The 23968-nt window shown below is 34.0% G+C and carries 22 protein-coding genes; 1 reads left to right on the top strand and 21 read right to left on the bottom strand.

Annotated elements, in window-relative coordinates; all coding sequences use genetic code 11:
- Window positions 1–14: 14 nt before the first annotated feature.
- The 10 genes from ftsZ to FP435_RS02695 form a co-directional block, all read right to left on the bottom strand.
- Complete coding sequence (ftsZ, locus tag FP435_RS02740) at window positions 15–1337, bottom strand: cell division protein FtsZ (protein ID WP_265484260.1); 1323 nt, start codon at window positions 1335–1337, stop codon at window positions 15–17.
- A 16-nt stretch (window positions 1338–1353) separates the two neighbouring features.
- Window positions 1354–2727 carry a cell division protein FtsA gene (gene ftsA, locus FP435_RS02735; protein ID WP_265484259.1) on the bottom strand — a complete coding sequence of 458 codons (1374 nt, stop codon included), beginning with the start codon at window positions 2725–2727 and terminating at the stop codon, window positions 1354–1356.
- Between the two features lie 69 nt (window positions 2728–2796).
- Complete coding sequence (locus FP435_RS02730; RefSeq protein ID WP_265484257.1) at window positions 2797–3648, bottom strand: cell division protein FtsQ/DivIB; 852 nt, start codon at window positions 3646–3648, stop codon at window positions 2797–2799.
- Between the two features lie 17 nt (window positions 3649–3665).
- Window positions 3666–4787 (bottom strand): undecaprenyldiphospho-muramoylpentapeptide beta-N-acetylglucosaminyltransferase, encoded by a 1122-nt coding sequence (gene murG, locus FP435_RS02725; RefSeq protein WP_265484255.1) that lies wholly within the window; start codon window positions 4785–4787, stop codon window positions 3666–3668.
- 1 nt (window position 4788) lies between these two features.
- Window positions 4789–6168: a UDP-N-acetylmuramoyl-L-alanine--D-glutamate ligase gene (murD, locus tag FP435_RS02720; protein ID WP_265484254.1), complete on the bottom strand. Its 1380-nt coding sequence runs from the start codon at window positions 6166–6168 to the stop codon at window positions 4789–4791.
- 4 nt (window positions 6169–6172) lie between these two features.
- On the bottom strand, window positions 6173–7132 hold the full coding sequence (gene mraY, locus FP435_RS02715) for a phospho-N-acetylmuramoyl-pentapeptide-transferase (RefSeq protein WP_265484253.1): 960 nt from the start codon (window positions 7130–7132) through the stop codon (window positions 6173–6175).
- Window positions 7133–7146: 14 nt separating this feature from the next.
- Window positions 7147–9306, bottom strand: a complete 2160-nt coding sequence (locus tag FP435_RS02710; protein ID WP_265484251.1) for a penicillin-binding transpeptidase domain-containing protein — start codon at window positions 9304–9306, stop codon at window positions 7147–7149.
- Window positions 9306–9671, bottom strand: a complete 366-nt coding sequence (ftsL, locus tag FP435_RS02705; protein WP_265484250.1) for a cell division protein FtsL — start codon at window positions 9669–9671, stop codon at window positions 9306–9308. The genes FP435_RS02710 and ftsL overlap by 1 nt, the downstream gene beginning before the upstream one ends.
- A gap of 11 nt (window positions 9672–9682) precedes the next feature.
- Complete coding sequence (gene rsmH / locus FP435_RS02700) at window positions 9683–10630, bottom strand: 16S rRNA (cytosine(1402)-N(4))-methyltransferase RsmH (protein ID WP_265484249.1); 948 nt, start codon at window positions 10628–10630, stop codon at window positions 9683–9685.
- A 200-nt stretch (window positions 10631–10830) separates the two neighbouring features.
- Window positions 10831–11166, bottom strand: coding sequence for a DUF3397 domain-containing protein (locus FP435_RS02695; protein ID WP_265484248.1), 336 nt, complete (start codon window positions 11164–11166; stop codon window positions 10831–10833).
- Between the two features lie 111 nt (window positions 11167–11277).
- Here FP435_RS02695 and FP435_RS02690 point away from each other — a divergent pair, with 111 nt between their 5' ends.
- On the top strand, window positions 11278–11403 hold the full coding sequence (locus tag FP435_RS02690; RefSeq protein ID WP_265484246.1) for a DUF4044 domain-containing protein: 126 nt from the start codon (window positions 11278–11280) through the stop codon (window positions 11401–11403).
- A 51-nt stretch (window positions 11404–11454) separates the two neighbouring features.
- On the opposite strand, the gene mreD is transcribed toward FP435_RS02690, so the two are convergent.
- From mreD to thiI, 11 genes are all read right to left on the bottom strand, one after another.
- A complete protein-coding gene (mreD, locus tag FP435_RS02685; RefSeq protein WP_265484245.1) occupies window positions 11455–11994 on the bottom strand; it encodes a rod shape-determining protein MreD in 540 nt (179 codons plus the stop codon).
- Window positions 11994–12845, bottom strand: a complete 852-nt coding sequence (gene mreC, locus FP435_RS02680; RefSeq protein WP_265484244.1) for a rod shape-determining protein MreC — start codon at window positions 12843–12845, stop codon at window positions 11994–11996. Before mreC ends, mreD begins: the two co-directional genes overlap by 1 nt.
- Window positions 12846–12897: 52 nt before the next feature.
- Window positions 12898–13899, bottom strand: coding sequence for a rod shape-determining protein (locus FP435_RS02675; RefSeq protein WP_322555904.1), 1002 nt, complete (start codon window positions 13897–13899; stop codon window positions 12898–12900).
- Window positions 13900–14026: 127 nt separating this feature from the next.
- Window positions 14027–14647 carry a JAB domain-containing protein gene (locus FP435_RS02670; protein ID WP_265484243.1) on the bottom strand — a complete coding sequence of 207 codons (621 nt, stop codon included), beginning with the start codon at window positions 14645–14647 and terminating at the stop codon, window positions 14027–14029.
- 32 nt (window positions 14648–14679) lie between these two features.
- Window positions 14680–15360, bottom strand: coding sequence for an HAD family hydrolase (locus FP435_RS02665; protein WP_265484242.1), 681 nt, complete (start codon window positions 15358–15360; stop codon window positions 14680–14682).
- A complete protein-coding gene (locus FP435_RS02660; protein ID WP_265484240.1) occupies window positions 15357–16613 on the bottom strand; it encodes a bifunctional folylpolyglutamate synthase/dihydrofolate synthase in 1257 nt (418 codons plus the stop codon). The genes FP435_RS02665 and FP435_RS02660 overlap by 4 nt, the downstream gene beginning before the upstream one ends.
- The gene (locus FP435_RS02655; protein WP_265484238.1) at window positions 16613–19252 is read right to left on the bottom strand and encodes a valine--tRNA ligase; all 2640 of its coding nucleotides are present in this window, start codon (window positions 19250–19252) and stop codon (window positions 16613–16615) included. Before FP435_RS02655 ends, FP435_RS02660 begins: the two co-directional genes overlap by 1 nt.
- A gap of 362 nt (window positions 19253–19614) precedes the next feature.
- Window positions 19615–20712: a glycerophosphodiester phosphodiesterase gene (locus FP435_RS02650; protein ID WP_265484237.1), complete on the bottom strand. Its 1098-nt coding sequence runs from the start codon at window positions 20710–20712 to the stop codon at window positions 19615–19617.
- On the bottom strand, window positions 20709–21428 hold the full coding sequence (locus FP435_RS02645; RefSeq protein WP_265484236.1) for a pseudouridine synthase: 720 nt from the start codon (window positions 21426–21428) through the stop codon (window positions 20709–20711). Before FP435_RS02645 ends, FP435_RS02650 begins: the two co-directional genes overlap by 4 nt.
- A gap of 124 nt (window positions 21429–21552) precedes the next feature.
- Window positions 21553–22671, bottom strand: coding sequence for a hypothetical protein (locus tag FP435_RS02640; RefSeq protein WP_265484234.1), 1119 nt, complete (start codon window positions 22669–22671; stop codon window positions 21553–21555).
- A gap of 66 nt (window positions 22672–22737) precedes the next feature.
- Window positions 22738–23955 (bottom strand): tRNA uracil 4-sulfurtransferase ThiI, encoded by a 1218-nt coding sequence (thiI, locus tag FP435_RS02635; protein WP_265484233.1) that lies wholly within the window; start codon window positions 23953–23955, stop codon window positions 22738–22740.
- Window positions 23956–23968 lie beyond the last annotated feature (13 nt).

Genomic DNA, 23968 nt, shown 5'->3' with positions numbered 1-23968 from the left:
CTTACCCTTCTTACTTAGTTTCTACGACGGTGTTTGAAAAATGGAATATCACTATCCGAGTCATCGTCAGCACTGGTTTCAATTTGTGAAATACTACTTTGTTCATCTGCACTGAATGATGAAAAATCATCTTTTTTAGCAGAAGGCGTAGGATTTTCAATTGGAGGTTGTGGACGCGTATTTTCACCTTTATCTTGCTTCCAAACACTTGTTGGATCTAAAAGATCATCTGAATTCTTTGGAGTATTTGCTCTTTCCTGCACTGGCTCTTGCTTTGCAGTTGAGGCAGCAGAAGCTGGATTTGCAACTGGTTGTTGAGAGGCAGACTCTTCAGTTGGTCGTCTGCGACGCATTGGCTGACGTGAAGCTGCTTCTTCTGCCTTGGCATCAATTCCAGTAGCAATCACTGTAACTACTACTTCATCACCTAAATTTGCATTGATTGAAGTACCAAATATAATATTTACTCCATCACCAGCAGCCTTTGAAACAATATCTGATGCATCTTGAGCTTCAAATAAGGTTAAATCTGGTCCACCAGTAATGTTTAATAATACTTGCTTAGCACCATCAATTGATACTTCAAGTAAAGGTGAAGAAATTGCTAGTTTAGTTGCTTCAACAGTTCTATTTTCCCCACTTGCTCTACCAATTCCCATTAAAGCAGCGCCTTGATTTTCCATAACTGTCTTAACATCAGCAAAGTCCAGGTTAACATAGTCAGTTGAAGTAATTAAATCTGAAATTCCTTGCACACCTTGGCGCAAAACATTATCTGCTTCTTTAAAGGCATCCATCATTGGGGTCTTTTTATCAACCATTTCAAGTAAACGGTTATTTGCAATAATTACCAATGTATCTACATATTGTTTTAATTCTGCAATCCCTTCAGCTGCGTTTTTTGAGCGTTTAGGGCCTTCAAAGGTAAAGGGGCGTGTAACCACACCGACAGTAAGTGCACCAGTTTCACGAGCAATTTTTGCGATTACTGGGGCAGCTCCTGTACCTGTTCCTCCACCCATTCCAGCAGTGATAAAAATCATATCTGCACCTTTGAGTGAATCCTCAATAGTTTGTTGACTTTCTTCTGCAGATTTTTCTCCCACTTCTGGGTGAGATCCTGCTCCAAGTCCACGAGTCAATTTTGGCCCGAGTTGAATTTTGTTTTCTGCTTTATTACTATTTAATGCTTGCACATCAGTATTGGCTGCAATAAAGGATACACCTTGAACACCTTCATCAATCATTCGGTTCACAGCGTTACCACCAGCACCACCAACACCGATTACTTTAATGACTGCATTTTTATTGTCATCAGAATCGAAAGTAAAATCCATTAATAAACCACCTTAATTAATCAAAAAACTTTTTGAAAAAGTCTTTGACTTTATTTCCTTTTTTAGTCTTTTTTAAATCTTCTTGCTCATCTTCAAAAGAAGAGGATACTGTATTTCTATTATAATCTTCTTTCGGTTCGATTTCACTAGAAGATGTAGGTCTTTTGAAAAACTTCATGTTTTCTCTATTTGGTTTTTCAATTTCCTGAGCTACTGGAGTACTATCTTCTCCATAAATTACGCTATTAACTAAATAATCAATGTCATCTAAATCGTAAGCATATTGAACAATTCCAAAACCAGCTGTATAAATTGGATTTCGTAACCCCATTTGATTAGGCTGAAAAATTTTAGTTTTTACTCTAAAATCATTCTTTACTACATCACCCATTCCTTGCAAAGCACTGGTTCCACCTGTGATTACAACTCCCCCTGGAAGGCTAAAGGCATCATGATCAGCTAATCCTTTACCAATTCGTGAAAGAATTTGCTCTACACGTGCATTAATTATTTCACTTAAATATTCCTCATCAATCATCTTTCCACTAGTTTCCCCCACTACTTTGACAGGAAACTGATTTTCAGGTGAAGTTAGATCTGGATCTGCATATCCAAATTCAATTTTAATTTTCTCGGCTTCTTTCTTTGAAGTATTCAAGACAGTCGAAATATCCTTAGTAATATCAATGCCACCTTCAAGATCAATGGTTGCATACTTAATCTTATTTTCATGAATGACAGTAGCCGTAGTGGTACCACCACCTAAGTCTAAGAGTACAGATCCAAATGTTCTTTCTCCCTCATCTAAGGCAATGCTAGAAATTGCCAATGGAGTTGGAATAAAGAAATTATTTTTAAACCCAGCTCTTTCTACAGCTTTTTTTATATTATGAAGATCAGCTGTTGGAGCAGTAAGTAAAATTCCATGTACTTCTAATGAATGAGCAATCATTTTACGTGGATCGTCTACATCAGTCTTACCATCAATTAAAAATTTACTTGGTAAAAAAGAAATAGCTTGGCGACCATCTTTTAAAGCAGCTCCAATTGCGGAAGATAGGACCCTTTTTACATCACTATCGCCCACTTCTTGACCTTGTTCTCCAATATTTATCAATCCAGTAGCATTTTCTAATTGTAGTAATCCCACTGGAATACCTGTTACTACCCGATAAATTTTTGAATTTGTTTTTTGTGCTACTTTATTTACTGCACGTGAAATACTAGCAGCTGTTTCATCAATATCAACAATTTTCCCATGACGCATCCCACTAGTAGGTTCAGTTGCTGCTCCAATTACACGTAATTCATTTGATGTTGTATCTGCTACAACTGCTTTTACACTTGTGGTTCCAATGTCTAATCCCACCAGTAAATTTGATTTATTCAAGACTATGCCTCCAAATCATATCCTAATTATTAAAATTCTAACATATTATTTTTTATTTTGACTATTAAACTATTTAGTATTCTCTACAAGCTTTCTTTCACTTGAAGTCAATGGATGACTAAATGCTCCAATTTCAAAATCTACTACTGAAGGTTGTTTTAAGTTTTTAGCAATAACTGGATAATACTTAATCTTATCTACAATCGTTGGAGTACTACCTAAAATAATATTTTTATCTTTTAAGATCAACTTAATTTGAGTAGTTCGTTTAGTATCTCCATCAATTACGCGAACTTGATTTTTGATAACTTGAGGAAATTGCTTATAAATATTAAGTGCTTGTTGTAATCTTTTTCCATTACTATAATTAATAAAAATTGGTTTATCTTTTTTTATTTTTGCTAATGGCAAGGTATAAGTACTTAATTTTCCATTAACTAGTAGTGCTCTATAACCCACATTTTCCTTTACGTATCCAGCTACTGCATATTGCTTAACATTAATTATAAAATTATTCCAGTTTTTAACTTGAATACTACTTTCTTTAATTTCTGGAAAATTTTGGCTTAATTTTTGTTTGATTTGACTCTTCTTAAAAATAGTTCCTATTACTTTATCTTGTGCTTTAATTCCAGAAACAGTCACAATCTTATGAGGATTAATTTCTTGTGCTCCTAACACACGAACACTCTTCACATTAGAAAGTGGTGATATAAAATACCCAAGTCCTAATATAAATATTAAGGCTACAACAATAATTAACCCCAACCGTCTTAAAACAGATTTTCTTCTTTCAGCATGCAGTTTTTTCAGTGAGGCTGAAACCTTTTTCCCACTGGTAGAATTAGATTTATTTTTATAATCTACCCACCCAGAAATTTCTTTACGTGGGTCTTTCTTAGTTATTTTTTTCTTAGCCATCTGCCTCACCTATAACTTTAAGCACTTTTTTGCTTGCTAATCAAGTTTTCCATAACTTTAATTACTTGGTCAGAAGCATCAGGAATACCCATTTTCTTTGAAGCCTGCTTCATCTTCTTGGCATAGTCAGTATCTAACAAAATATGATCAATTGATGACACAAAATTATTAGGGTTTAAATCATCTTCACTAATTACTAAAGCAGCCCCTGCTTTCTCCATGTCCATCGCATTCTTCATTTGGTGATTATGAGTAACATTAGGACTCGGAATTAAAATCACTGGAATTCCTAAAGCAGTAAACTCAGCTAAACTAGTTGCCCCTGAACGTGAAACAACACATGTCATCTGAGGAAGTAACCCCGGCATATTCTTTATATATGGTACCACTCGAATATTATTTCCAACTTTTTTATCAGCTAATCTTTTTCTTATGCTGTCGTAGTATAATTGCCCAGTTGCCCAAATAATTTGATAGGGTTTCTTAGAAAGATCTGCAAGAGATTTTTCTACAATTTGATTAATTGCTAAGGCTCCTCGAGACCCACCAAATATTAAAACTGTTGGAATTGCTGGATCTAAATCCCATTTTTGGTTAATATCTACCTTTTCTTCATTCAATCCTAGTACTTGTTGTGAACGAGGATTTCCTGTTTTAACTAATTTCTTCTTTTCAGGGAATTGTTTGGCAGCATCATCAAAAGTGTAACAAATTTTATCTACATAATGAGCTAAAAACTTATTTGCTAATCCAACCACAGAATTCGATTCATGAATGATAGTAGGAATATGAAGTTTGGCAGCTTCAAACACAATTGCACCTGATACATACCCACCAGTTCCTACTACAATATCTGGCTTAAAGTTTTTAATAATCTTTTTTGCCTCTTTACTAGATTTTAAAAACTTATTAATCGTTGAAAAATTTTTCAATGGATGACGTCGATTAAACCCTTGAATATCCAAGGTTTTAAAGGGAACTTTTGCATTAGGCACAATCTTTGATTCAAGACCTTTCGTTGTTCCCACAAAAAGAATCTCATCATTTGTAACCAAATTTCGTTCTTTTAAGCGTTCAATCAATGCCATAATTGGATAAATGTGGCCGCCTGTTCCACCACCTGAAAAAATTACTCTCATTTTATTTTGTCTTTAATTCCTTTACAAATTTCACAAAGAAGTCACCACGTTCTTCAAAAGTATTAAATTGATCCCATGACGCACACGCTGGTGAAAAAAGAATCACGTCTCCCTCTTTACTACCTTCATATGCCTTTGGAACAGCTTCTTGAAGCGTGTTAACAATAATAATATCTTTTATTCCCGCTTTTCTAGCCGCATCTGCTAAAAGATAGCGCGTTTCACCATATAATACTATCGTCTTTACATGCTTCTTTAAAAGATCAACCAAACTATCAAACATAAAGCCACGATCTAGTCCCCCTGCTATCAAAACTTCGGGATTTTTAAAAGAATCAATCGCTACAGTGGCTGCTTCAATATTCGTTGACTTAGAATCATTATAAATTCTTCGACCATTATATGTCATTACATATTCTAAACGATGTTTGGCTCCTTTAAAAGTAGAAAGTACAGCTCTAATATCTTCATTACTTGCACCCATAACTTTAGAAATAGCAATTGCTACCAAACTATTTTGTTGATTATGGATACCTGGAATTTTAATTTCATCTATTTCCATAATATCTTCGTCTTTACCTTGAAGATATTTTTCACCAATAAAGTAATCAGCAGTTGAATCCACTTCTGAAAAAGTTAATACTTGAGCCTTAGTTTTAGATAACTCTTTTTTTAAAATATCTTTCTGATCAAAATTTGCTATAAAGTAATCACTACTATCCTGTGATTGAGTAATTCGTAATTTTGCCTCAACATAATTTTCAAAAGATTTATGATAATCTAGGTGCACATTATTATAGATATCGACAATTGCTGCCACCTTAGGCTTGACAGTATTGACACCCATTAATTGAAAACTAGACATTTCAACTACCAAAAGATCATCCTTGGTAGCTTTTTCAACTACTTCAGAAATTGGAACACCAATGTTTCCAACTGCATAAACATGATGTCCATTTTTTGCCAAATGATGATCCATGATTTGCTGAGTAAGCATCACAGTAGTAGTTTTTCCATTTGATCCAGTGACAGCCACATATGGGGCTTCGCTTACTCCTAAAGCAACTTCTGGCTCTGTAATTACTGGTACATTTTTCTTCTTAGCAGCAACTACCATTGGATTTTCATAAGGGATGCCAGGATTTTTGACTAAATAATCAAAAGCTTGGCTTTCAAAAATTTCTACTGGATGATGTCCTGAAATAACATTGACACCCAATTTTTCCAATTCTGCTGCTTGATCATTTCCCTTTAAATCCTTTTTGTCATTTAAAGTAAGTCGAGCACCTAACTTCAAAAGTAACTTTGCCACTGCAAAACCACTTTTTCCTAATCCTAATATTAAAATATTTTTATCTTTATATGTATCAACTTTTTTCATTTTACTAGCCCCAAATTAAAAGATAAATAATGCTTGCTACCAAACCTACGATCCAAAATACAATATCCACTTTCCATTCTGACCAACCAAGCATTTCAAAATGGTGGTGAATAGGCGTCATTTTAAAAATTCTTTTTCCAGTGGTTTGAAATGAAATCACTTGGAGGATAACACTAAGAGTTTCACACACAAAAACAATTCCAATCAATAGTAGTGACCATGGTCGGTGTAATAAAATAGAAACAATGGCTAAACCACCACCTAACGCTAAAGATCCAGCATCTCCCATAAAAATCTTAGCCGGTTTGTGATTAAAAATAAAGAAACCCACTAATCCACCAATTACACTCATTGTAAAGATAAGTACAGCCCAATTTTTATCTAAATAGGCCATATATCCATAGGTACCATACGCAATTACTGATAAACCAGTAGCCAAACCATCTAACCCATCAGAAAGATTAACTGCGTTAGAGAAACCTACTAGCCAGAAAATCATAAATAAAGCAAATAGAATCTCGCTATGAATTACTCCAAAAAATGGTACAAATAAAGCAGTGCTAAAATGATCACTAAAAGCCAAAAGTAAAATAATTGCTGCAATAATAATTTGACCTAGCAGTTTTTGCCATGCTCTTAATCCAAGATTACGCTTGTAAAATAACTTTAAGCCATCATCTAAAAAGCCAATAATTCCATACCCAATAAATGCTATCATAAGCATCCAAGCTGTCTTATTTAGGTTATGTTGCCATAATGATACCCAAAGTATCGAAATTATACTGGCAATAGTAAACACCACTCCTCCCATTGTAGGAGTTCCAGATTTCTTTTCATGCCATTTAGGTCCTTCATCACGGATTTGTTGTCCTTCATGTTTCATTCGCATGAAACCAATAAACAACGGTAAGAATATTACAGTTATTGCAAAACTGCTAATAAATGGTATTAAACTATATTGCATTTTTTGCTCCTTAATTATGTCAAGTCCACACTTAACTTTCTATTTGCTTTTAATCTTTCTCCTACTGCTAGGCTTTGTTTGGTTACGTGCCCACTTCCAGAAATTTTGATTGGGATTCCAATTACTTTACTAAATTCCTCAACTTCTGCCTTACTCCAGCCTTGCATATCTGGGATCTTAATTATTCCTCCAGTATAAAGAAATAATTTACTATTAAGAAAGGTTTTTGTTTGATAAGGTAATGATTGGCGTAATACTTTCTTACCACTACCAATAATATAAGCTTCAAAACCGCTATTTTGAGCTTCTTGTTTAGCTGCAGTAGCTTTCTTACCACTTAAAGCTGGTACTTCAATCGCTTCATTAACTGATTTTAATTGGGCGCTTGAAGAATTCAAAACTCTCTCCATTACTGGTTTAAAAATTGATGCTAGAATTGTTTCAGCTGATTTCATTTGTCGAGGTTGCTTTACAGTTATGTAAACACAATAGCGAGGATTGTTGGCTGGTGCAAAACCTACAACAGAGAAGAGATAATTTTTATCCCCTTTTAAATATCCCCCATTGGGAGCCGCAATCTGTGCAGTACCTGTTTTAACAGCTACATTTTTACCGGGAATTTTATAGGCTGTCCCAGTTCCGTAGTTCTTGTTTACAACATCTTGCATTGAACTCAAAATTGTCTGAGCAGTAGCAGCTGAAAAAATCGGTTCCCCTACTTTTTTAGTATGAAATTCAGAAATTGTTTTCCCATTAGAATTAGTAATCTTTTCAACAAATTGTGGTTTAATCATCTGACCATCATTTGCCACTGAACTAAATGCTTGCATCATCTGCATTGCATTAACGTTAACCCCTTGTCCAAAAGAAGTTACTGCTCCTTGCAATCGTGTAGTTAAAGACACCAATCCTGGATTTTCTCCCGGAAGAGTTACACCAGTCTTCTTACCAATTTGGAATTTATTAACGTAGCTTTTAAAGGTTTTCAATCCCATTTTCTGCTCTAAGATTGTAAATCCTACATTACTTGAACGTGGAAGAGCTTGACTCATTGGAATAGTTCCCCAGCCACTATTATTCCAGTCATGGATAGTTGCATCCTGCACTTTAATAGAACCAGACTTGTAATAACTATTAGGATTATAGTTGTTACTCTGAATTGCAGCTGCATAAGTCAAGATTTTAAAAACAGAACCCGGTTCATAAGCATCTTGCACTAAGATATTTCGCCAATTTGAATTCAATCCTTTTTTAGTTTGAGGATCAAATGTTGGTCTTTGAGAAGCTGCTAAAATTTGCCCTGTTTTAATATCTTCAACTACTGCTGTCATTGACTTCGGATCATATTCATCTTGTACTTTAGTCATTACACTTTCCAAATACGTTTGCAATTGCGAATCTAAAGTTAAATAAATATTGTCTCCATCTTCAGCTGCCTTGTATAAATGCTCACTGTTAGGCAATTGATACTGATCAGCATCCACTAGTGCTTTTCTGTAACCATCCTTACCACTTAATTGCTTATTAAAATACTGTTCAATTCCCATAGTTCCTACTAAATTTGTAGAACTTGTCGTTTTTGAATTAGACTTGGGAGTTACCAATCCTACAATATGTGAAGCAAACACACCATTTGGATATAAGCGTGAAGGAGTCTCAACAAATTTTATTCCTGGGAGCTTCATTGCCTCAATTTTCTTTTTTTGCGATAAACTTAATCCTGACCCAGCTGTCCCAAATTCAACCTGATAGGCTTTATTTTTAGGAGTTAAATATTTATATATTTTATCTTCACTTAATGGTAAGACAGTAGCTAATTTTTGTGCCGTTTCTCTTTTATTGATCACATACATTGGCTTATTTTTGTAATCAATTGAAGATTTATCTAAAATTGCATATATTGTAAATTGATGGGAATCTTCAGCAATTGTTAGGCCATTGCGATCATAAATACTACCTCTAGTAGCATTCAAAACTTCATTTCGCTGATAGAGTTCTTTTACTCGGGTCGCAATATCTTTCCCCGCTACTTTATGAGAAAGTCCCAAATAAAATAGACGACTTATAAATACAATAAAAACCAAAGCTAATCCTAACTGTAAAATTCTTCCTACAGTGAATCTATAGTTATGAGCTTTGGATATATTTCGTTTAAAATTATTAAACTTTTTCATTATCGAACATTCCTAAGATTACTTTCAATAATATGTAAACCATTTTGAGCGGCTACTTTATTTAAACGCTTTGTGGAAGTTAGTTCACCGATTTCTTGTTTGAGATCAGTATTAACTGATTGTTTAGCCGATATCTTATTCTCAATTTTACTAAGTTGTTGCTGCGCTTGAGTTTGTGAGACAGTTGCAGAAACAGTCAATATCATAAGCACTAAAACTGCCAGTGAACCAATAAAAATTAAAAACTTTTCAAATTTATTTACTGGTACCTTATTAGGATCCAAATTTACACGTTTTTGTGGTGTAGGATCTTGGGAAACTGATACATGATGATAAGTATACGATCTTGCTGAACTGTCAGCCATATTTAACTCCTTTATAATTTCTCGGCAACTCTTAATTTCGCACTATGCGAACGATTATTTCTTTCTACTTCTTCTTCAGTTGCTATAATAGGTTTTCGACTAATTAACTTTAAAATTGGTTTACTATCAGCAGGTGCCATTGGCATCCCTCTAGGGATTTCTACCTCAGAGTACTTTTTAAACAATTTTTTTACAATTTTGTCTTCATGAGACTGAAAAGTAATGACACTTATTCGTCCACCAGGCTTTACTACTTCAATAGCTTCCTTGAGTGACTCACTTAAAACATCTAATTCATGATTAACAGCAACCCTTAAGGCTTGAAAGCTCTTTTTAGCTGGGTGGCCACCTGTTCGCCTTACAGCAGCTGGAATAGCTGATTTAACAATGTCCACTAATTGAAAAGTTGTTTCAATTGGATGTACTTTCCGCACTTCAACAATTTTACGTGCTATTTGACGCGAAAACTTTTCATCCCCGTACTGATAAAGAACATCACTTATGTCTTTTTCTGACCATGTATTAACTATTGTATAAGCGTCTAATTCTTGTTCCTGATTCATCCTCATATCTAATCGTGCATCAAATCGATATGAAAAACCTCGCTCTCCTCGATCCAGTTGAGGTGACGAGACGCCTAAATCATAAAAAATCCCATCAATTCCTCGATTGTAACCCAATCGTTCTAAATTATCCTTTAGATGAGAAAAATTATCATGCACTAAAATCAATTTTTTCTTTTCTTTGCCTGACAGCTCGGCTGCAAATTTTGTTTTTGCTAAATTAATTGCATATTCATCTTGATCAAAGCCGATTACTGTCCCCTGATCTATTTTGCTAAACAAATAACTTGTATGGCCTCCACCGCCAAATGTTGCATCTACATATACTTTATTATTTTGAGGATTTAAATTATCAATTGTTTCATGTAAAAGTACACTTTTATGTTTAAATTCCATAGTTTTTATTTCTAATTTATCTACTTAAAGTTCCTATCTTGTGGAACAGTTTCTTGTTCTTTTAATTATAATTTATCACAATTCATCTACTTCTACCATATGATTAGCGGAATTATTTATAATCAAGCTATTTTTAATAAAAACTAAATCTATATTCATGAACATATGTTTCACAAAATGCTTATTTAGATAACGTTATTTTATAATACTAGCAAAATAATTAACCCAATATACCAAAAAACTGAACACATTACTAGGTAATTCCACAAAGTACGTATCAATTTTGCTAAGCGTACATTCTTATCTTTCCGAGCAAATTTTATTGCTACTATAACTACTAATATAAAATAAAGCCAAAGACCATACGGCAAAAAACTAGGTTGATGCTTAATTTGGGTAATTAATTGACAGCTCCAAAGAAAGAAAAAAGGTAAAATATCATATCCTTTAAATTGTGCTTTTGGAAATACCCTACTCAAAATTCCTGCACACAAGATACCAATAATTGGTATCAAAAAAATCCATAATAGTTGCATTGTAATTCCTCCATACCAATTATTAATTTTATCGTATTTTCATTGGTAATAAAGGAGAAATTGAAAAAGAATAAAGAATGAGATAGAATATTAATATTTAAGGAGGCTATTATGGCAAAAAGAAGACGTAAAAAAAAGACACCCTTCCAAGTTTTGACAATTATTATGGCATTTATTATGGCACTTATTACTTTGTTTGGTGTTGTTGGAGTTGCATTTAATTATATGTTTCAATAAAGTAAAAAGACCTTAAATTCTTCCTTAGTAAAGAATTTAAGGTCTTTTTTATTAGAAAAAGTATCTGCGTTGTGAAACCAAGAATGGGTGTTCTTCTACTAATTTTACCCAGAAACGATAAGTAATTAAGAAAATTATCAAACACATTCCCCATCCTGGAAGTAAACTCCACACCAAACTTGAAATCGATAAAGAAATAGTTCCAGCAATTGAAAATACAATAAACAGATAAATTTCCATAAGAGCATATCCAATTAATGTCACAATTAGCCGCATCCAAAATACTTCTGGTAATATCCTAGCAACCCTTTGAGCTAAAAAGCATAATAGCGGAAAACTTACCGTATAAACACCCAGAAAGCCATAGTAGTATAAATCTGCTAATATTCCAAGACCAAAGCAAAGCCAAATATTATTGACATTACGATCATCGACTAATCCAATTAGAGAGATTCCAACTACTGAAAACCAACAACTTGCTCCAAAATCACCCTGAAAAATAAAACCTTGTAAACGATAAGCAAAAATCCCATCAAGCAAGACTGCCACTAATAATGCTATTGCTACATACCATTGGCGAAGAATTCGCATTATTGTGACACCTCTCTTTTAACTACAGAAATAATTGACGGATCGTTCAAATTACCTGCTGGTGTAATATCAATTACATCTGACAAGCCAAAATTATCTCGAGTAGTCTTCTTAACAGTTCCTATTAACAGACCTTTAGGAGAACGTCCTCCCATTCCGCTTGTGTAAACCTTAGTACCTTTTTTTAACTTAGCTCCATCAATAACTTGAGTAAATGCTAATTGATCTCCATCCATTACTGAAATAATTCCATGGACTTTTTTACCATTGGTACTTTCTGCTTCTACAGCAAAGCGATTAGCAGATTTATCTGTGCTAGTCAAAAGTTCAACCTTTGAAGAAGTACGATTTGCTTCTAAAATTCGTCCAATAACTCCCCCACCACTCATGACAGCCATATTTTTTTCTACTCCAGATTGAGTACCCTTATTTATAATCAAAACATCTGACCAAGAATCTGAAGCACGAGAAATAACAGATCCAGTTATAATATCATAATTTGTCAAAGTCTCTTTTAACTTTAAGGCCGCCTTAAGTTGTGCATTTTCACTTTCTAAAGTGCTATTTCTAACTTTTGTTTGCGCTAAGTCATCAACTTTTGACCTTAAATGATCATTTTCATTTTCTGCATTTACTAAGTCGCTAACACTTTTACTACTATTGGTTACTAAACTTACGGGCCAGCTAACTACCCGACTCACAATTGCCATTGTATCATTACCTACTCGCTGCACAAAAGATGGCGTAGACTTTCGATTTCTAAGTCCTACTGAAATTGTCAGTAAACCTAACACTACTACAATTGTTACAACCGTAATTAATAATTTTTTATTTTTAATAAAGCTTTTCATCTTAAGTATTTCACATTCCTAAAAAGAAAAGCTGGCGCTTGCCAGCTTTTCATTAATGCTTACCACGCATAACTTCGATATTTTTAAGAGATTCACCTGTACCAATTGCAACACAGTCAAGAGGATCCTGCGCAATAAATACTGGAACTTTAGTTGCATCTGAGATAACTTCAGGTAAATTCTTTAATAAAGCTCCACCACCTGTTAAAACAATTCCATGATCAATTACATCAGCTGCAATTTCAGGAGAAGTTTCTTCAAGGGTTTCTTTAATCGCAACAATAATACTTTGAACAGATTCTTGAATAGCTTTAGCAACATCAACTGCATTAATTTCAATAGATTTAGGTAATCCAGTAACTAGATCACGTCCTCTGATGCTCATTGAATCCATTTTTTCTGCTTTTTCAACAGAAGCAGATCCAATTTGAATCTTAATATCTTCAGCAGTTCTTTCACCAATTAACAAATTAAAGTTTTGGTGAACATAGGCACTAATAGCTGCACTAAACTTATCACCAGCAACTCTAATTGAACGAGCTGAAACAATTCCACCCAATGAAATAGTAGCAACATCAGTAGTACCACCACCAATATCAACAACCATTGATCCAGTTGGATCCATTACTGGTAGACCTGCACCAATTGCAGCAGCAAATGGTTCTTCAATTACATAAGCTTCACGTGCACCTGCTACACGCGCAGCGTCAATAACTGCTCTTTTTTCTACTTCAGTAACTCCTGAAGGAACACAAATCATTATAGCTGGCTTTGAATTTCCAACGGTTTTTTCCATAAAGTATTTAAGCATTGCAGCAGTTGTATCATAATCGGCAATTACTCCATCTTTCATTGGACGAATTGCCCTAATAGAACCAGGTGTTCTACCAATCATTTCCTTAGCTTCAGTACCAACAGCAATTACTGCTCCAGTTTGAGTATTTTTTGCAACTACTGAGGGTTCACGTAAGACGATTCCTTTGCCTTCACTATATACTAGGGTGTTTGCTGTTCCCAAATCAATACCAATATTTTTCGATCCCATTCCAAACACGCAAAATCTCTCCTTAATAAATGGTTTATTTAATTAATTATCCTAAATTAGTATCTTTTATTTAGTCTCTGCTATTATAGCATATAAAATTAAAACTTTTATTAAAGATGGGACAATTTACCAAGCTTTAAAAAACTTTCATTTCTCTAAAACTATAGTAATCTACATCCGAAACAACAAAATGATCAAGAATATCAATTCCTACTAATTTACTTACAGAGGTTAGTTTTTTTGTAAAATCAATATCTTGTTGGGAAGGAGTACAATCACCACTAGGATGATTGTGAACAATAATAAAACTTGCTGCATTATAAATAATTCCCCACCTAAAAATATCTCTTGGGTGTGCAAGTGACTTATTTAAAGTTCCACGACAAATTAATTTTTCTGCAATAATTCTATTTTTTGAATCTAAATATAGCGCTACAACCTCTTCTTGTGTTTTTCCACAAAATTTGTCTTGTAAATAATAACCGACCTGGGCACTAGAAGAAAATCGATCTAAACGTTCATTTTGTAACCTTTTAATACGATAAATTAACCCTTTTAAGCAAAGTGTTAAATCTTCAGGACAATCCGTAGTAGTTAAAAATTTCCATAAATCTTCTAAAGAATGAATTTCTTGCTTCTCTAAATATTCCTTTAATTGATTAAAGTTATCAATTTTTTCTTTTCTTAGATATTCTTTCAAACGAAAAAATAACTGCTTATCACTTTGCAATAAATAATGATCTTTTTCCAAGTTCATCTAAAAACTCCTTTCATCATTATTTACGCAAATTATTTCGTATTTTGTAGTACTTGATTAAAATTAGAGTAAATTGCCGTAGCATTTTCCTTATCTTTTTTACTAGGTGCTTTTAAATCAGGAATCATGATCACAGGTAGTTGGGCATTTTTAGCAGCTTGAACTCCAGAAGAAGAATCTTCAAAGACCACTAAATTACTAGCAGGCAGTCCCATTCTTTTCTGAGCCAGGTCATAAATATCACTCGCCGGTTTACTTTTTAGTTGTTTTTTTAAAACATCATCGTAACTTAAATAGAAATCAAAATATTGCTTGATTTTTGTTACTTTCATATCTTCTTGAATTACACTCTTATAATTACTGGAAGCAATTCCCATTTTAAGATCATGGTTTTTTAAATATGTAAGAAATTGGGCCACGCCTGGTTGCAATTTTAGCTTTCCTTCTTTTGTCCACTGAGCAACTAACTCATCCGTTCTTTTGATAAAGTCTTCGCGTGCTTGAATAGTTGGAAAATATTTATCATAAAATTCTGACATTTTTTTGACACTAGCCCCTGCTAACTTTAGATATGAATTCTCTGGAATATCTAGACCTGCTTCTTTAGCTGCTTGAATATTAGCTTGCCAATACAGTTTTTCAGAATTTACTAGCAAACCATCCATATCAAAAATTACACCTTTAATATCATTTTTTATACCTGCTATTTTCACTTCTGGTTCCTTCCTTGATGGATATAATTTAAGATTGCACCTACTAAATAAAATGAACCTGTAACTACCAAAATATCATCTTTTTTTAGTCTGTTAACGACTTTATCAAAGGCTTCCTTATAGTCTTCAGTATAAGTGGCTCTTTTTTGAATATCAATGGGAAAGTCCTCAAGTTTTGCTGCACGAGGATAGGAAATTCTAGTTAAATTTATTTCATCTTTATCATCAAAAAGTTCAAAAACCTGGGTTAAATCTTTATCTTTCATCATCCCTACCAAAAAATGAATTTTTTGACCTTTTTGGTTATGAATAAACTTCAAAAGATTTTTCATCGCCTGGACATTATGGGCACCATCAACAACTATTAATGGCTTTTCTTGTACTATTTGATAACGTCCTGGAATTTGTGTCTGATTAATTGCTTTTTCAACATCGTTTTTATCTAGTTGTAATCCTAACAACTCAACAGCCTTTACTGCCATTCCAATATCAAAAGCTTCCACTTCAGGGCGCCAATTAAATTGATAATGTTCTTGGCCAGTTTGATATAAAACGTTCTCATTTACCTTGATTTCAAAGTCTTCACCCAAATGATATATTGGGGCAGAAAATTTTTGCGCTTTTTCTTTAATAATTGCTTTAACTTGATAAGGTATTTTCCCTACAATTACTGGCTTTTTTTGCTTAATAATTCCACTTTTTTCCTTAGCAATATCTTGAATTGTAGGCCCGATAATTTGTTCATGATCTAAGCCAATTGTCGTAATAATACTTAACTCAGGTACGATGACATTGGTTTTATCATGCTCCCCACCAATCCCTACTTCAATTACAGCATAATCTACCTGTTGCTTATAAAAAATCCAAAAAGCCATTGCTACTTCAAATTCAAAAGTTACTAGATGAAAATCAGGTTCTTCATTTTGGATTTTCTTAATTATCTGCTGAATTGCCAGATATCCTTCTACTAAATCTGCATTACCTATCGGTTCTCCACCTACTTGAATACGTTCATTAAATTTTTCAATATATGGCGAAACAAAAAGGCCGGTTTTTTGACCAGCCTTTTCTAATAGATTACGTAGATAGTACGAAGTTGATCCTTTACCATTAGTGCCCGTGACATGAATCGTTTTAATTTTATCTTGCGGATTTCCTAATTCTTTTAAAACTCGCTTAATGTAAATTAATTCATTACGCTCATGCCAACGTGGTAATTCTTCAATTTTAGAAATAACTTCTTCGTAATTCACTATTTACTATCCTTTAACTCTTGAATACGTTGACGAACACCAGCTAATTGACTTTCATAATCAGCCTTTTTAGCCTTCTCTTTATCTACTACAGCTGCAGGAGCATGGTCGACAAAACCCTTATTAGCTAATTTCTTTTCTGCACGAGTTACTTCGCCTTCCAAACGTTTTTCTTCTTTTTCCATTTTGGCAATTTCATCGTCAACATTAACTAATTCTGTCAATGGTACAAAAATTTGTGCCCCTGGAATTACGGCTGTTTTAGCTAAAGTTGGAGCCTCAACTGCAGTATCCACCTTCAAAGTCTTAGGATGTAAGAAGTTTTCAACATACTCTGCATTATCACTTAAAATATGTTGATTATTTTCATCATCTAGTTGAATTAAGATATCAATTTCTGATGACATTGGTGCATTAACTTCCATACGAATATTACGTACTGCCTTAATCACTTCAATTAAGAAGTTCATTTCTTCATTAGCAGCTGTGTTTTCAAATTCTTTATGAGTAGTTGGATAGTCAGCAACCATAATACTTTCACCATCATGAGGCATTGATAACCAAAGTTTTTCAGTCACAAATGGCATAATTGGGTGCATTAAACGTAAAATTTGATCTAAAATCCAAATTAAGTTTTCTTGCTTACGAGCCTTTAATTCTTCATCGTTACCATTTAAAGCAACCTTAGCCATTTCAATATACCAATCACAGAAGTCATTCCAGATAAAGTTATAGAGTAATCTTCCTGCTTCACCAAATTGATACTCATCAAATAAGCGCGTTACTTCACCAACTGTCTGATTCAAACGGTCAAAAATCCACTTGTCAGCTAAATCAAACTTAGTTGTATCTGGCATATGAGCTGGTTTTGCATCTTCTGGCAAGTTCATAATTACGAAACGACTAGCATTCCAAATCTTATTAATGAAGTTCCAAGCAGCATCCATCTTAGTATAACTAAAACGAGTATCTTGACCAGGCGCAGTACCATTTAGTAAGAACCAACGAAGTGCATCAGCACCATACTTATCAATGACATCCATTGGGTCAATACCATTACCCAATGATTTAGACATTTTACGTCCTTGTTCATCACGAATTAAACCGTGTAACACAACATCATCAAATGGTTTTTCTTTGGTAAAGTGCAAACTTTGGAAGATCATTCTGGATACCCAGAAGAAAATAATATCGTAACCAGTAACTAAGGCATTAGTTGGGAAGTAACGCTTGAAGTCTTCTGAATTAGTATCAGGCCAACCCATAGTTGAAAATGGCCACAAAGCACTTGAGAACCAAGTATCTAACACATCTGGATCTTGTTCCCAATTTTCGATATCTTTAGGTGCTTCTTCTTGTACAACCATTTCACCAGTTTTTTTATTGTACCAAGCTGGAATTCGGTGTCCCCACCATAATTGACGGGAAATTACCCAGTCATGAACATTTTCCATCCATTGCTCTAAAGTGTGGGCAAATCTTTCAGGAACAAAGTTAACCTTATTTTCACTATCTTGATTTTCTAAAACCTTATCTGCTAAAGGTTTCATCTTAACAAACCATTGGGTAGACAATCTTGGCTCAACTTGAACACCTGAACGTTCTGAGTGACCTACAGAGTGCACAATAGGTTCAACTTTAATTAAGTAACCTTCATCTTCTAGATCTTTTACTAAAGCTTTACGGGCTTCAAAACGATCCATTCCTGCATATTTACCAGCTTTATCATTCATCGTACCATTTGAATTCATCACATTGATTCTTTCCAAATTGTGACGATTACCTACAGCAAAGTCATTAGGATCATGAGCTGGTGTAATCTTAACTAATCCAGTACCAAATTCTGGATCAACGTGTTGATCTTCAATAATTGGAATACGGCGTCCAACTAATGGTAAAATCAATTCTTTTCCAACTAAATCCTTGTATCTTTCGTCTCCTGGAGCTACTGCTACAGCAGTATCACCAAACATTGTTTCTGGACGAGTAGTGGCAATTTCAACAAAGCCTGAACCATCTGCAAATGGATATTTAATATGGTAAAAAGCACCATTATCATCTTTGTGAATTACTTCAATATCACTTAAAGCAGTTTCTAATTTTGGATCCCAGTTAATAATGTATTCTCCGCGATAAATTAAGCCTTCGTTATAAAGTTTTACGAAAACCTTCTTAACTGCTTTTGATAAACCATCATCTAAAGTAAAACGCTCGCGTGAATAATCTAAAGATAAGCCAAGTTTGGACCATTGACTCTTAATAATATTTGCATATTCATCTTTCCATGCCCAAACTTGTTCTAAGAATTTTTCACGTCCAAGTTCATGACGATCTTTACCTTGTTCACGTAAGCGTGCTTCAACTTTTGCCTGAGTAGCAATACCAGCATGATCCATCCCTGGCAAGTACAAAGTATCGTATCCCTGCATTCTCTTTAAACGAATTAAAGTATCCTGAATTGCAGTATCCCAAGCATGCCCCAAGTGTAACTTACCAGTTACATTTGGTGGTGGAATAACAATTGAATAAGGGTGAGCTTTTTTGTCACCTGATGGCTTAAATAAATCCTCATCAAGCCAAGTTTGATATCTGCCTTTTTCAACAGCAGATGGATCATATTTTGGGGCTAAATCTGCCATAATATTTCCTCCATTAAAAAAGTCCTAGACTGTATAAGTCTAGGACGATTGAATTCTAATTAACCGCGGTACCACCTAAGTTAAAAGTATAATAAGATATACTTTTCTCTTCTTTGCAGTAACGGTGCATAATTCCGAATTAACCTACTATTAGTTCAATTAATCAGCTAACAAGCTACCAGTTGACTTCATAGGTCTTTCAGCACTAGGACCAATTCTCTAAGCTTGAGTCAACAACTCTTGTATTATTGCTTTGTGTCTGATTATAGCATGAATTAAAGAATTTAAAAAGAGCTGATATTCTTATAATTCTTCAATTATCTTTTATATTACTTTATACTCTACATTTATAGCATGAAACTTTATTTTATCCACTGGTCTCCGCCTAAGTTATAAGCAGTTTTACCATTTGTTTTAGCTACCGCATAATAATTCCAGTAGCTATTTGCACGCAAAGTTTTACCTGCAGCATGGGTAAAAGTTAAATCCGTGTACACCGGCGTAATCTTTGAAACATGAATTAAACCAGATTTCGATTTTGGTGCATTAGCATTTTTCTCATAAAACTTACTTGCCTCAACCCAAATTCCTGGTGTGACATGATAATATAACTGATCATTAACTAGTTTGATGCTGTCAATCGTCAGCATAGTTCCTTTCCAAATAATATGACCATTAATTTTTTGGGGAGGAAAATCTCCTAATGAATAAACAGGTACTAGATGATTTCTTCTGGACAAAATCATCGCTAATTCCACTGGATTATCTGTCAAAATTCCAGTGACAAGTTTATCTGGCTGCATGTATTTATGCATCTGTTTAACTTTATTGATCCCCCAAAGTAGATACCCTTTGTCATGGCTAGTTAAAAACTCTGCAACTGACTTTTGATAAGCATCAGAAACATAATACTCACTTGTAGCAAGTGATTGATAATCTCCCGCAAGCTGCGCCCGAGGAATTTCAGGAGCTAGTTGCTTTAAAGTTGCTAAAGCAACCTTTGAAAAAGATTCAAAAAGAATTCGTTTTTGTAAATGATACTTCTTTATTAGATCAACCAATTGTTTACAATCCGCTTCACTATCGCTCTTTGGTTCAATCATAAACTTGACCTTAGAATTACCCTGATAACGCTGAAAAACATCATTTAGTTTTAAAATATGTTGCCCATTACGATTTTCATATTGGGATAATTCTTGATAAGTACTATCACTAATCTTGCGATCCACACCAAAAACTCGGCTTAAATTATCATCGTGACTAAGTACCAATACATGATCCTTTGTCTCCTGCAAATCAAGTTCGAGATAATTAACACGGGCGCAAACAGCACGGTCATATGCAAACCAACTGTGTTCAACAGTTTTTCCATCATCACTGTCACCACGGTGTGCAATATTCATCATGCCACAGACAAATGGAAAAATTGTGAGAAAAAATAATATAATTAATTTTTTCATTTTTCTTCTTTCAAATTTTTAATTTGATTCACTGATAATTCACTATATTCACCTTGAGCTAAATCTTCAGGTAGAGATAATCTCCCCATTGAAATTCGATCAAGTTCAAGTACCTTCATCCCTTCTGCACCAAACATCCGCTTAATTTGATGGTACTTTCCTTCTTTAATTGTAATTTCAATTTTAGAAGTTCCATTTTCTTCATCAGTATCCAAAATTTTTAATTTTGCAGGTTTCAAAGTTGTTCCATCTTTTAAGGTCATTCCTTCTGCAAAATTTCTCACTGTCTCTTCACTAACTATCCCTGCAATTTTAGCCTGATAAACTTTATCCACATGTTTACTTGGCGCTAATAACTCATGATTCAATTGCCCGTCATTCGTTAACAAAAGCAAACCCGTGGTATCCTTATCTAATCTGCCCACCGGCGCCATATCCTTATAACGATCCTTTGGATCTAATAAGTCTATTACTGTCTTTTGGTACAGATCTTCAGTTGCTGATAAAACTCCTTTAGGTTTATTTAATAAAAAGTAATGATATTGTTGATACTTAATTTCTTCCTCACCAACTTTTACAACATCATTTTCTTTTACCTTTTCTTTTGGTGTCTTAACAACATTTTCATTAATCGTCACAATTCCTTGTTTTATCAATTCATGAACTTGTTTGCGACTCCCAACATTCATATTTGCCAAGTATTTATCAATTCTCATAATTACCACCATTTAAGTTTTAATTAACAGTTACTTTCTAAATTTATTTTACCTTATTCCTCTTATTCAAGAACACAAAAAAATTCTTAGTACTTTATACTAAGAATTTTTCTATTTCCCTACTCTATTTTTTCTTAACCTTCTCGCTCTTTACAGTATCTTTTATCTTAATTACTCGATCCATATGTAACAAGTCTGGATTCTTGCGGTAGCGAGTAGTTGCTGATTCAAATAAAAGATAAATTTCACCATCTTTTCCAATAATTTGTTCAAGATATGGTGGCAAGTTAATTGTTTTATCGGCCTCAGCAAGGTTTAACTTAAAGTTAGGCTTATTTAATTTGTTTTTGAAAATTAATAATTGGGAATTATAGTTACCATATGAAGATGATAATAAAATATTATTTTTATCAAAACTAATTCCTTGAATTTGCGGATAAGTAGACCAATTTTCTTCAGGAACAGCAAGATTGTTATCTTTCTTATCTTTTTTCAAAAGTCCCTTCTTATCAAGATGATAAGCAAAAAGCTGTCCTCCATGAATTTTATCAAAATACCCCACATATAGCTTACCCTTATGATAAGTCAAATAAGATGTCCGCTTAGGGTTAGCTAAATTAGTACCATGATGGAACTTAATTGGCTTTTTCTGTTGCTGGAGATTGTAACTTTCGATTTCATTTAAAGTTACTGATTGAATCTGTGCGCGCTTATGCCGATTAATCGTTGCTATCCATAAGCGATCGTGATCATCATCATAAGTAATTCCTCCAACATGGTCAAGATTATTTAAAGCAATCGTTTTGATAAAACGACCGGTCTTAAAGTTTAAAACCCATAAAACTGAATCATACTTTTTACTTTTACTATAAGCGGAAATAATCAAGTATTTGTGATGAATAATTGCTAGTCCTTGGGGATCCATGTCATAAGCAATTCCCACTTTCCCTTTATCAGGAGCTTTATGCTTAATAGCAGCGGATTTAATTAGACCTGGAATAACATAAAAAGTTGGCTTTTGAGCAAAATCCAAGTTTTTATAAACGTCTGGATACTGCTTTTGTAATAAGGATTTAAATTTCTTCGTAGAATATGAAGCGGGACGTGTACTCGTATTATCTACTACTGCCGGTTCCGGAGATACATTCTTGGAATTATTAAACTTCCAAACACCAAAAACTACCCCACAAAAAATTAAAACTATGACTATAATTAACTGCCAAGATACTTTATTTCTTTGCAAATTTCCTACTCCTATATCTTTCTTAACTAAAAATACTACCCTGAATATTCGGGTAGTATTTTATCATCAAAGTAAATTCATATCAATTTGTGCTTGATCATCTAAAAAAGTCTCATTTGGACGAATAGTAGTTACTTCGATCCCATCAAGCGCACGTTGAATTAACCTCTCAACATCCAAACGATCTTCAAATTTACGTGCGTCCTTTAATTTTGGCTTAGTTTTAGGACGAGGTGGAGCAAAAATTGTACAGCAGTCCTCAAATGGCTTGATAGACAAATCAAAAGTTCCAATTTCTTCAGCTAAACGAATAATTTCGGTTTTGTCCATAGTAGCTACTGGTCGCAAAACAGGAGTAGTGGTCACATCATTAATTGCTACCATCGACTCTAAAGTTTGAGACGCAACTTGACCAACCGATTCTCCATTAAAAATTGCAAGACCACCACGCATTTCACGAATTCGATCCGCAAGTTGAAGCATGAATCTTCTTTGAACAGTCATTAAGTAACCTTCAGGTAACTTTTCCTTAATTTGCTCTTGAATTTCTGCAAATGGCACTGCGATAAAGTTAATTTTTCCACTATAATTTGCTAAAATTCCAGCCAATTCTTTTGCTTTAGCTAAGGCCTTATCTGTTGTATATGGTGGACTAAAGAAGTGTACCATTTCAATATCAACACCACGTTTTAAAGCTAAGTATGAAGCAACTGGGGAGTCAATTCCACCTGAAAGCATCATCACTGCTTTACCAGCAGTACCAACTGGCATCCCTCCAGCACCTTTAATCAACTGATTAGAAATATAGACTCCATCTTGGCGTACTTCAATTCTTAAAACCATATCTGGTTTTTTCATCTGAACTTTTAAGTTATCCATATTATCAAATAAATGGTCACCAATCATTTTATTCAATTGATTAGTATCATATTCAAATTCATGGTCACTTCGACGGGTATTAACTTTAAAAGTCATCCCATCTTCAAAAGTTGCTTGCATTAATTCTAGAGCTGTTTTCTTAATAGCTTCGATATTTTTTTCAACTTTAATAGTTGGTGAGTAAGTTTGAATACCAAAAACTTTCTTCAAACGTTGATCAATTTCTTCAAATGGTGCTCCATTCAATACAATATGTAATCGATCATGCTTAGGATGAATTTCAATTTCTGGAAAATCTTTTAACACTCTGATGATATTTCCGGCTAAACGACCAATAAAGTCCTTACGGTTCTTCCCCTTAGTAGAAAGTTCACCGTAACGAACCATAACTTCCGTATATTGCATCTATCTGCTGCCT

The sequence above is a fragment of the Lactobacillus sp. PV037 genome (assembly GCF_014522345.1).
Taxonomy (GTDB): Bacteria; Bacillota; Bacilli; order Lactobacillales; family Lactobacillaceae; genus Lactobacillus.
The sequence above is the reverse complement of the archived record's forward strand: the minus strand, read 5'-3'. Positions and strand labels throughout refer to the sequence as shown.

Coding starts and splice junctions, on each gene's coding strand:
- ftsZ (WP_265484260.1), bottom strand. CDS start 1,337: ATGGATTTTACTTTCGATTCTGATGACAATAAAAATGCAGTCATTAAA.
- FP435_RS02730 (WP_265484257.1), bottom strand. CDS start 3,648: ATGGCTAAGAAAAAAATAACTAAGAAAGACCCACGTAAAGAAATTTCT.
- murG (WP_265484255.1), bottom strand. CDS start 4,787: ATGAGAGTAATTTTTTCAGGTGGTGGAACAGGCGGCCACATTTATCCA.
- murD (WP_265484254.1), bottom strand. CDS start 6,168: ATGAAAAAAGTTGATACATATAAAGATAAAAATATTTTAATATTAGGA.
- mraY (WP_265484253.1), bottom strand. CDS start 7,132: ATGCAATATAGTTTAATACCATTTATTAGCAGTTTTGCAATAACTGTA.
- FP435_RS02710 (WP_265484251.1), bottom strand. CDS start 9,306: ATGAAAAAGTTTAATAATTTTAAACGAAATATATCCAAAGCTCATAAC.
- ftsL (WP_265484250.1), bottom strand. CDS start 9,671: ATGGCTGACAGTTCAGCAAGATCGTATACTTATCATCATGTATCAGTT.
- rsmH (WP_265484249.1), bottom strand. CDS start 10,630: ATGGAATTTAAACATAAAAGTGTACTTTTACATGAAACAATTGATAAT.
- FP435_RS02695 (WP_265484248.1), bottom strand. CDS start 11,166: ATGCAACTATTATGGATTTTTTTGATACCAATTATTGGTATCTTGTGT.
- FP435_RS02690 (WP_265484246.1), top strand. CDS start 11,278: ATGGCAAAAAGAAGACGTAAAAAAAAGACACCCTTCCAAGTTTTGACA.
- mreD (WP_265484245.1), bottom strand. CDS start 11,994: ATGCGAATTCTTCGCCAATGGTATGTAGCAATAGCATTATTAGTGGCA.
- mreC (WP_265484244.1), bottom strand. CDS start 12,845: ATGAAAAGCTTTATTAAAAATAAAAAATTATTAATTACGGTTGTAACA.
- FP435_RS02670 (WP_265484243.1), bottom strand. CDS start 14,647: ATGAACTTGGAAAAAGATCATTATTTATTGCAAAGTGATAAGCAGTTA.
- FP435_RS02655 (WP_265484238.1), bottom strand. CDS start 19,252: ATGGCAGATTTAGCCCCAAAATATGATCCATCTGCTGTTGAAAAAGGC.
- FP435_RS02650 (WP_265484237.1), bottom strand. CDS start 20,712: ATGAAAAAATTAATTATATTATTTTTTCTCACAATTTTTCCATTTGTC.
- FP435_RS02645 (WP_265484236.1), bottom strand. CDS start 21,428: ATGAGAATTGATAAATACTTGGCAAATATGAATGTTGGGAGTCGCAAA.
- thiI (WP_265484233.1), bottom strand. CDS start 23,955: ATGCAATATACGGAAGTTATGGTTCGTTACGGTGAACTTTCTACTAAG.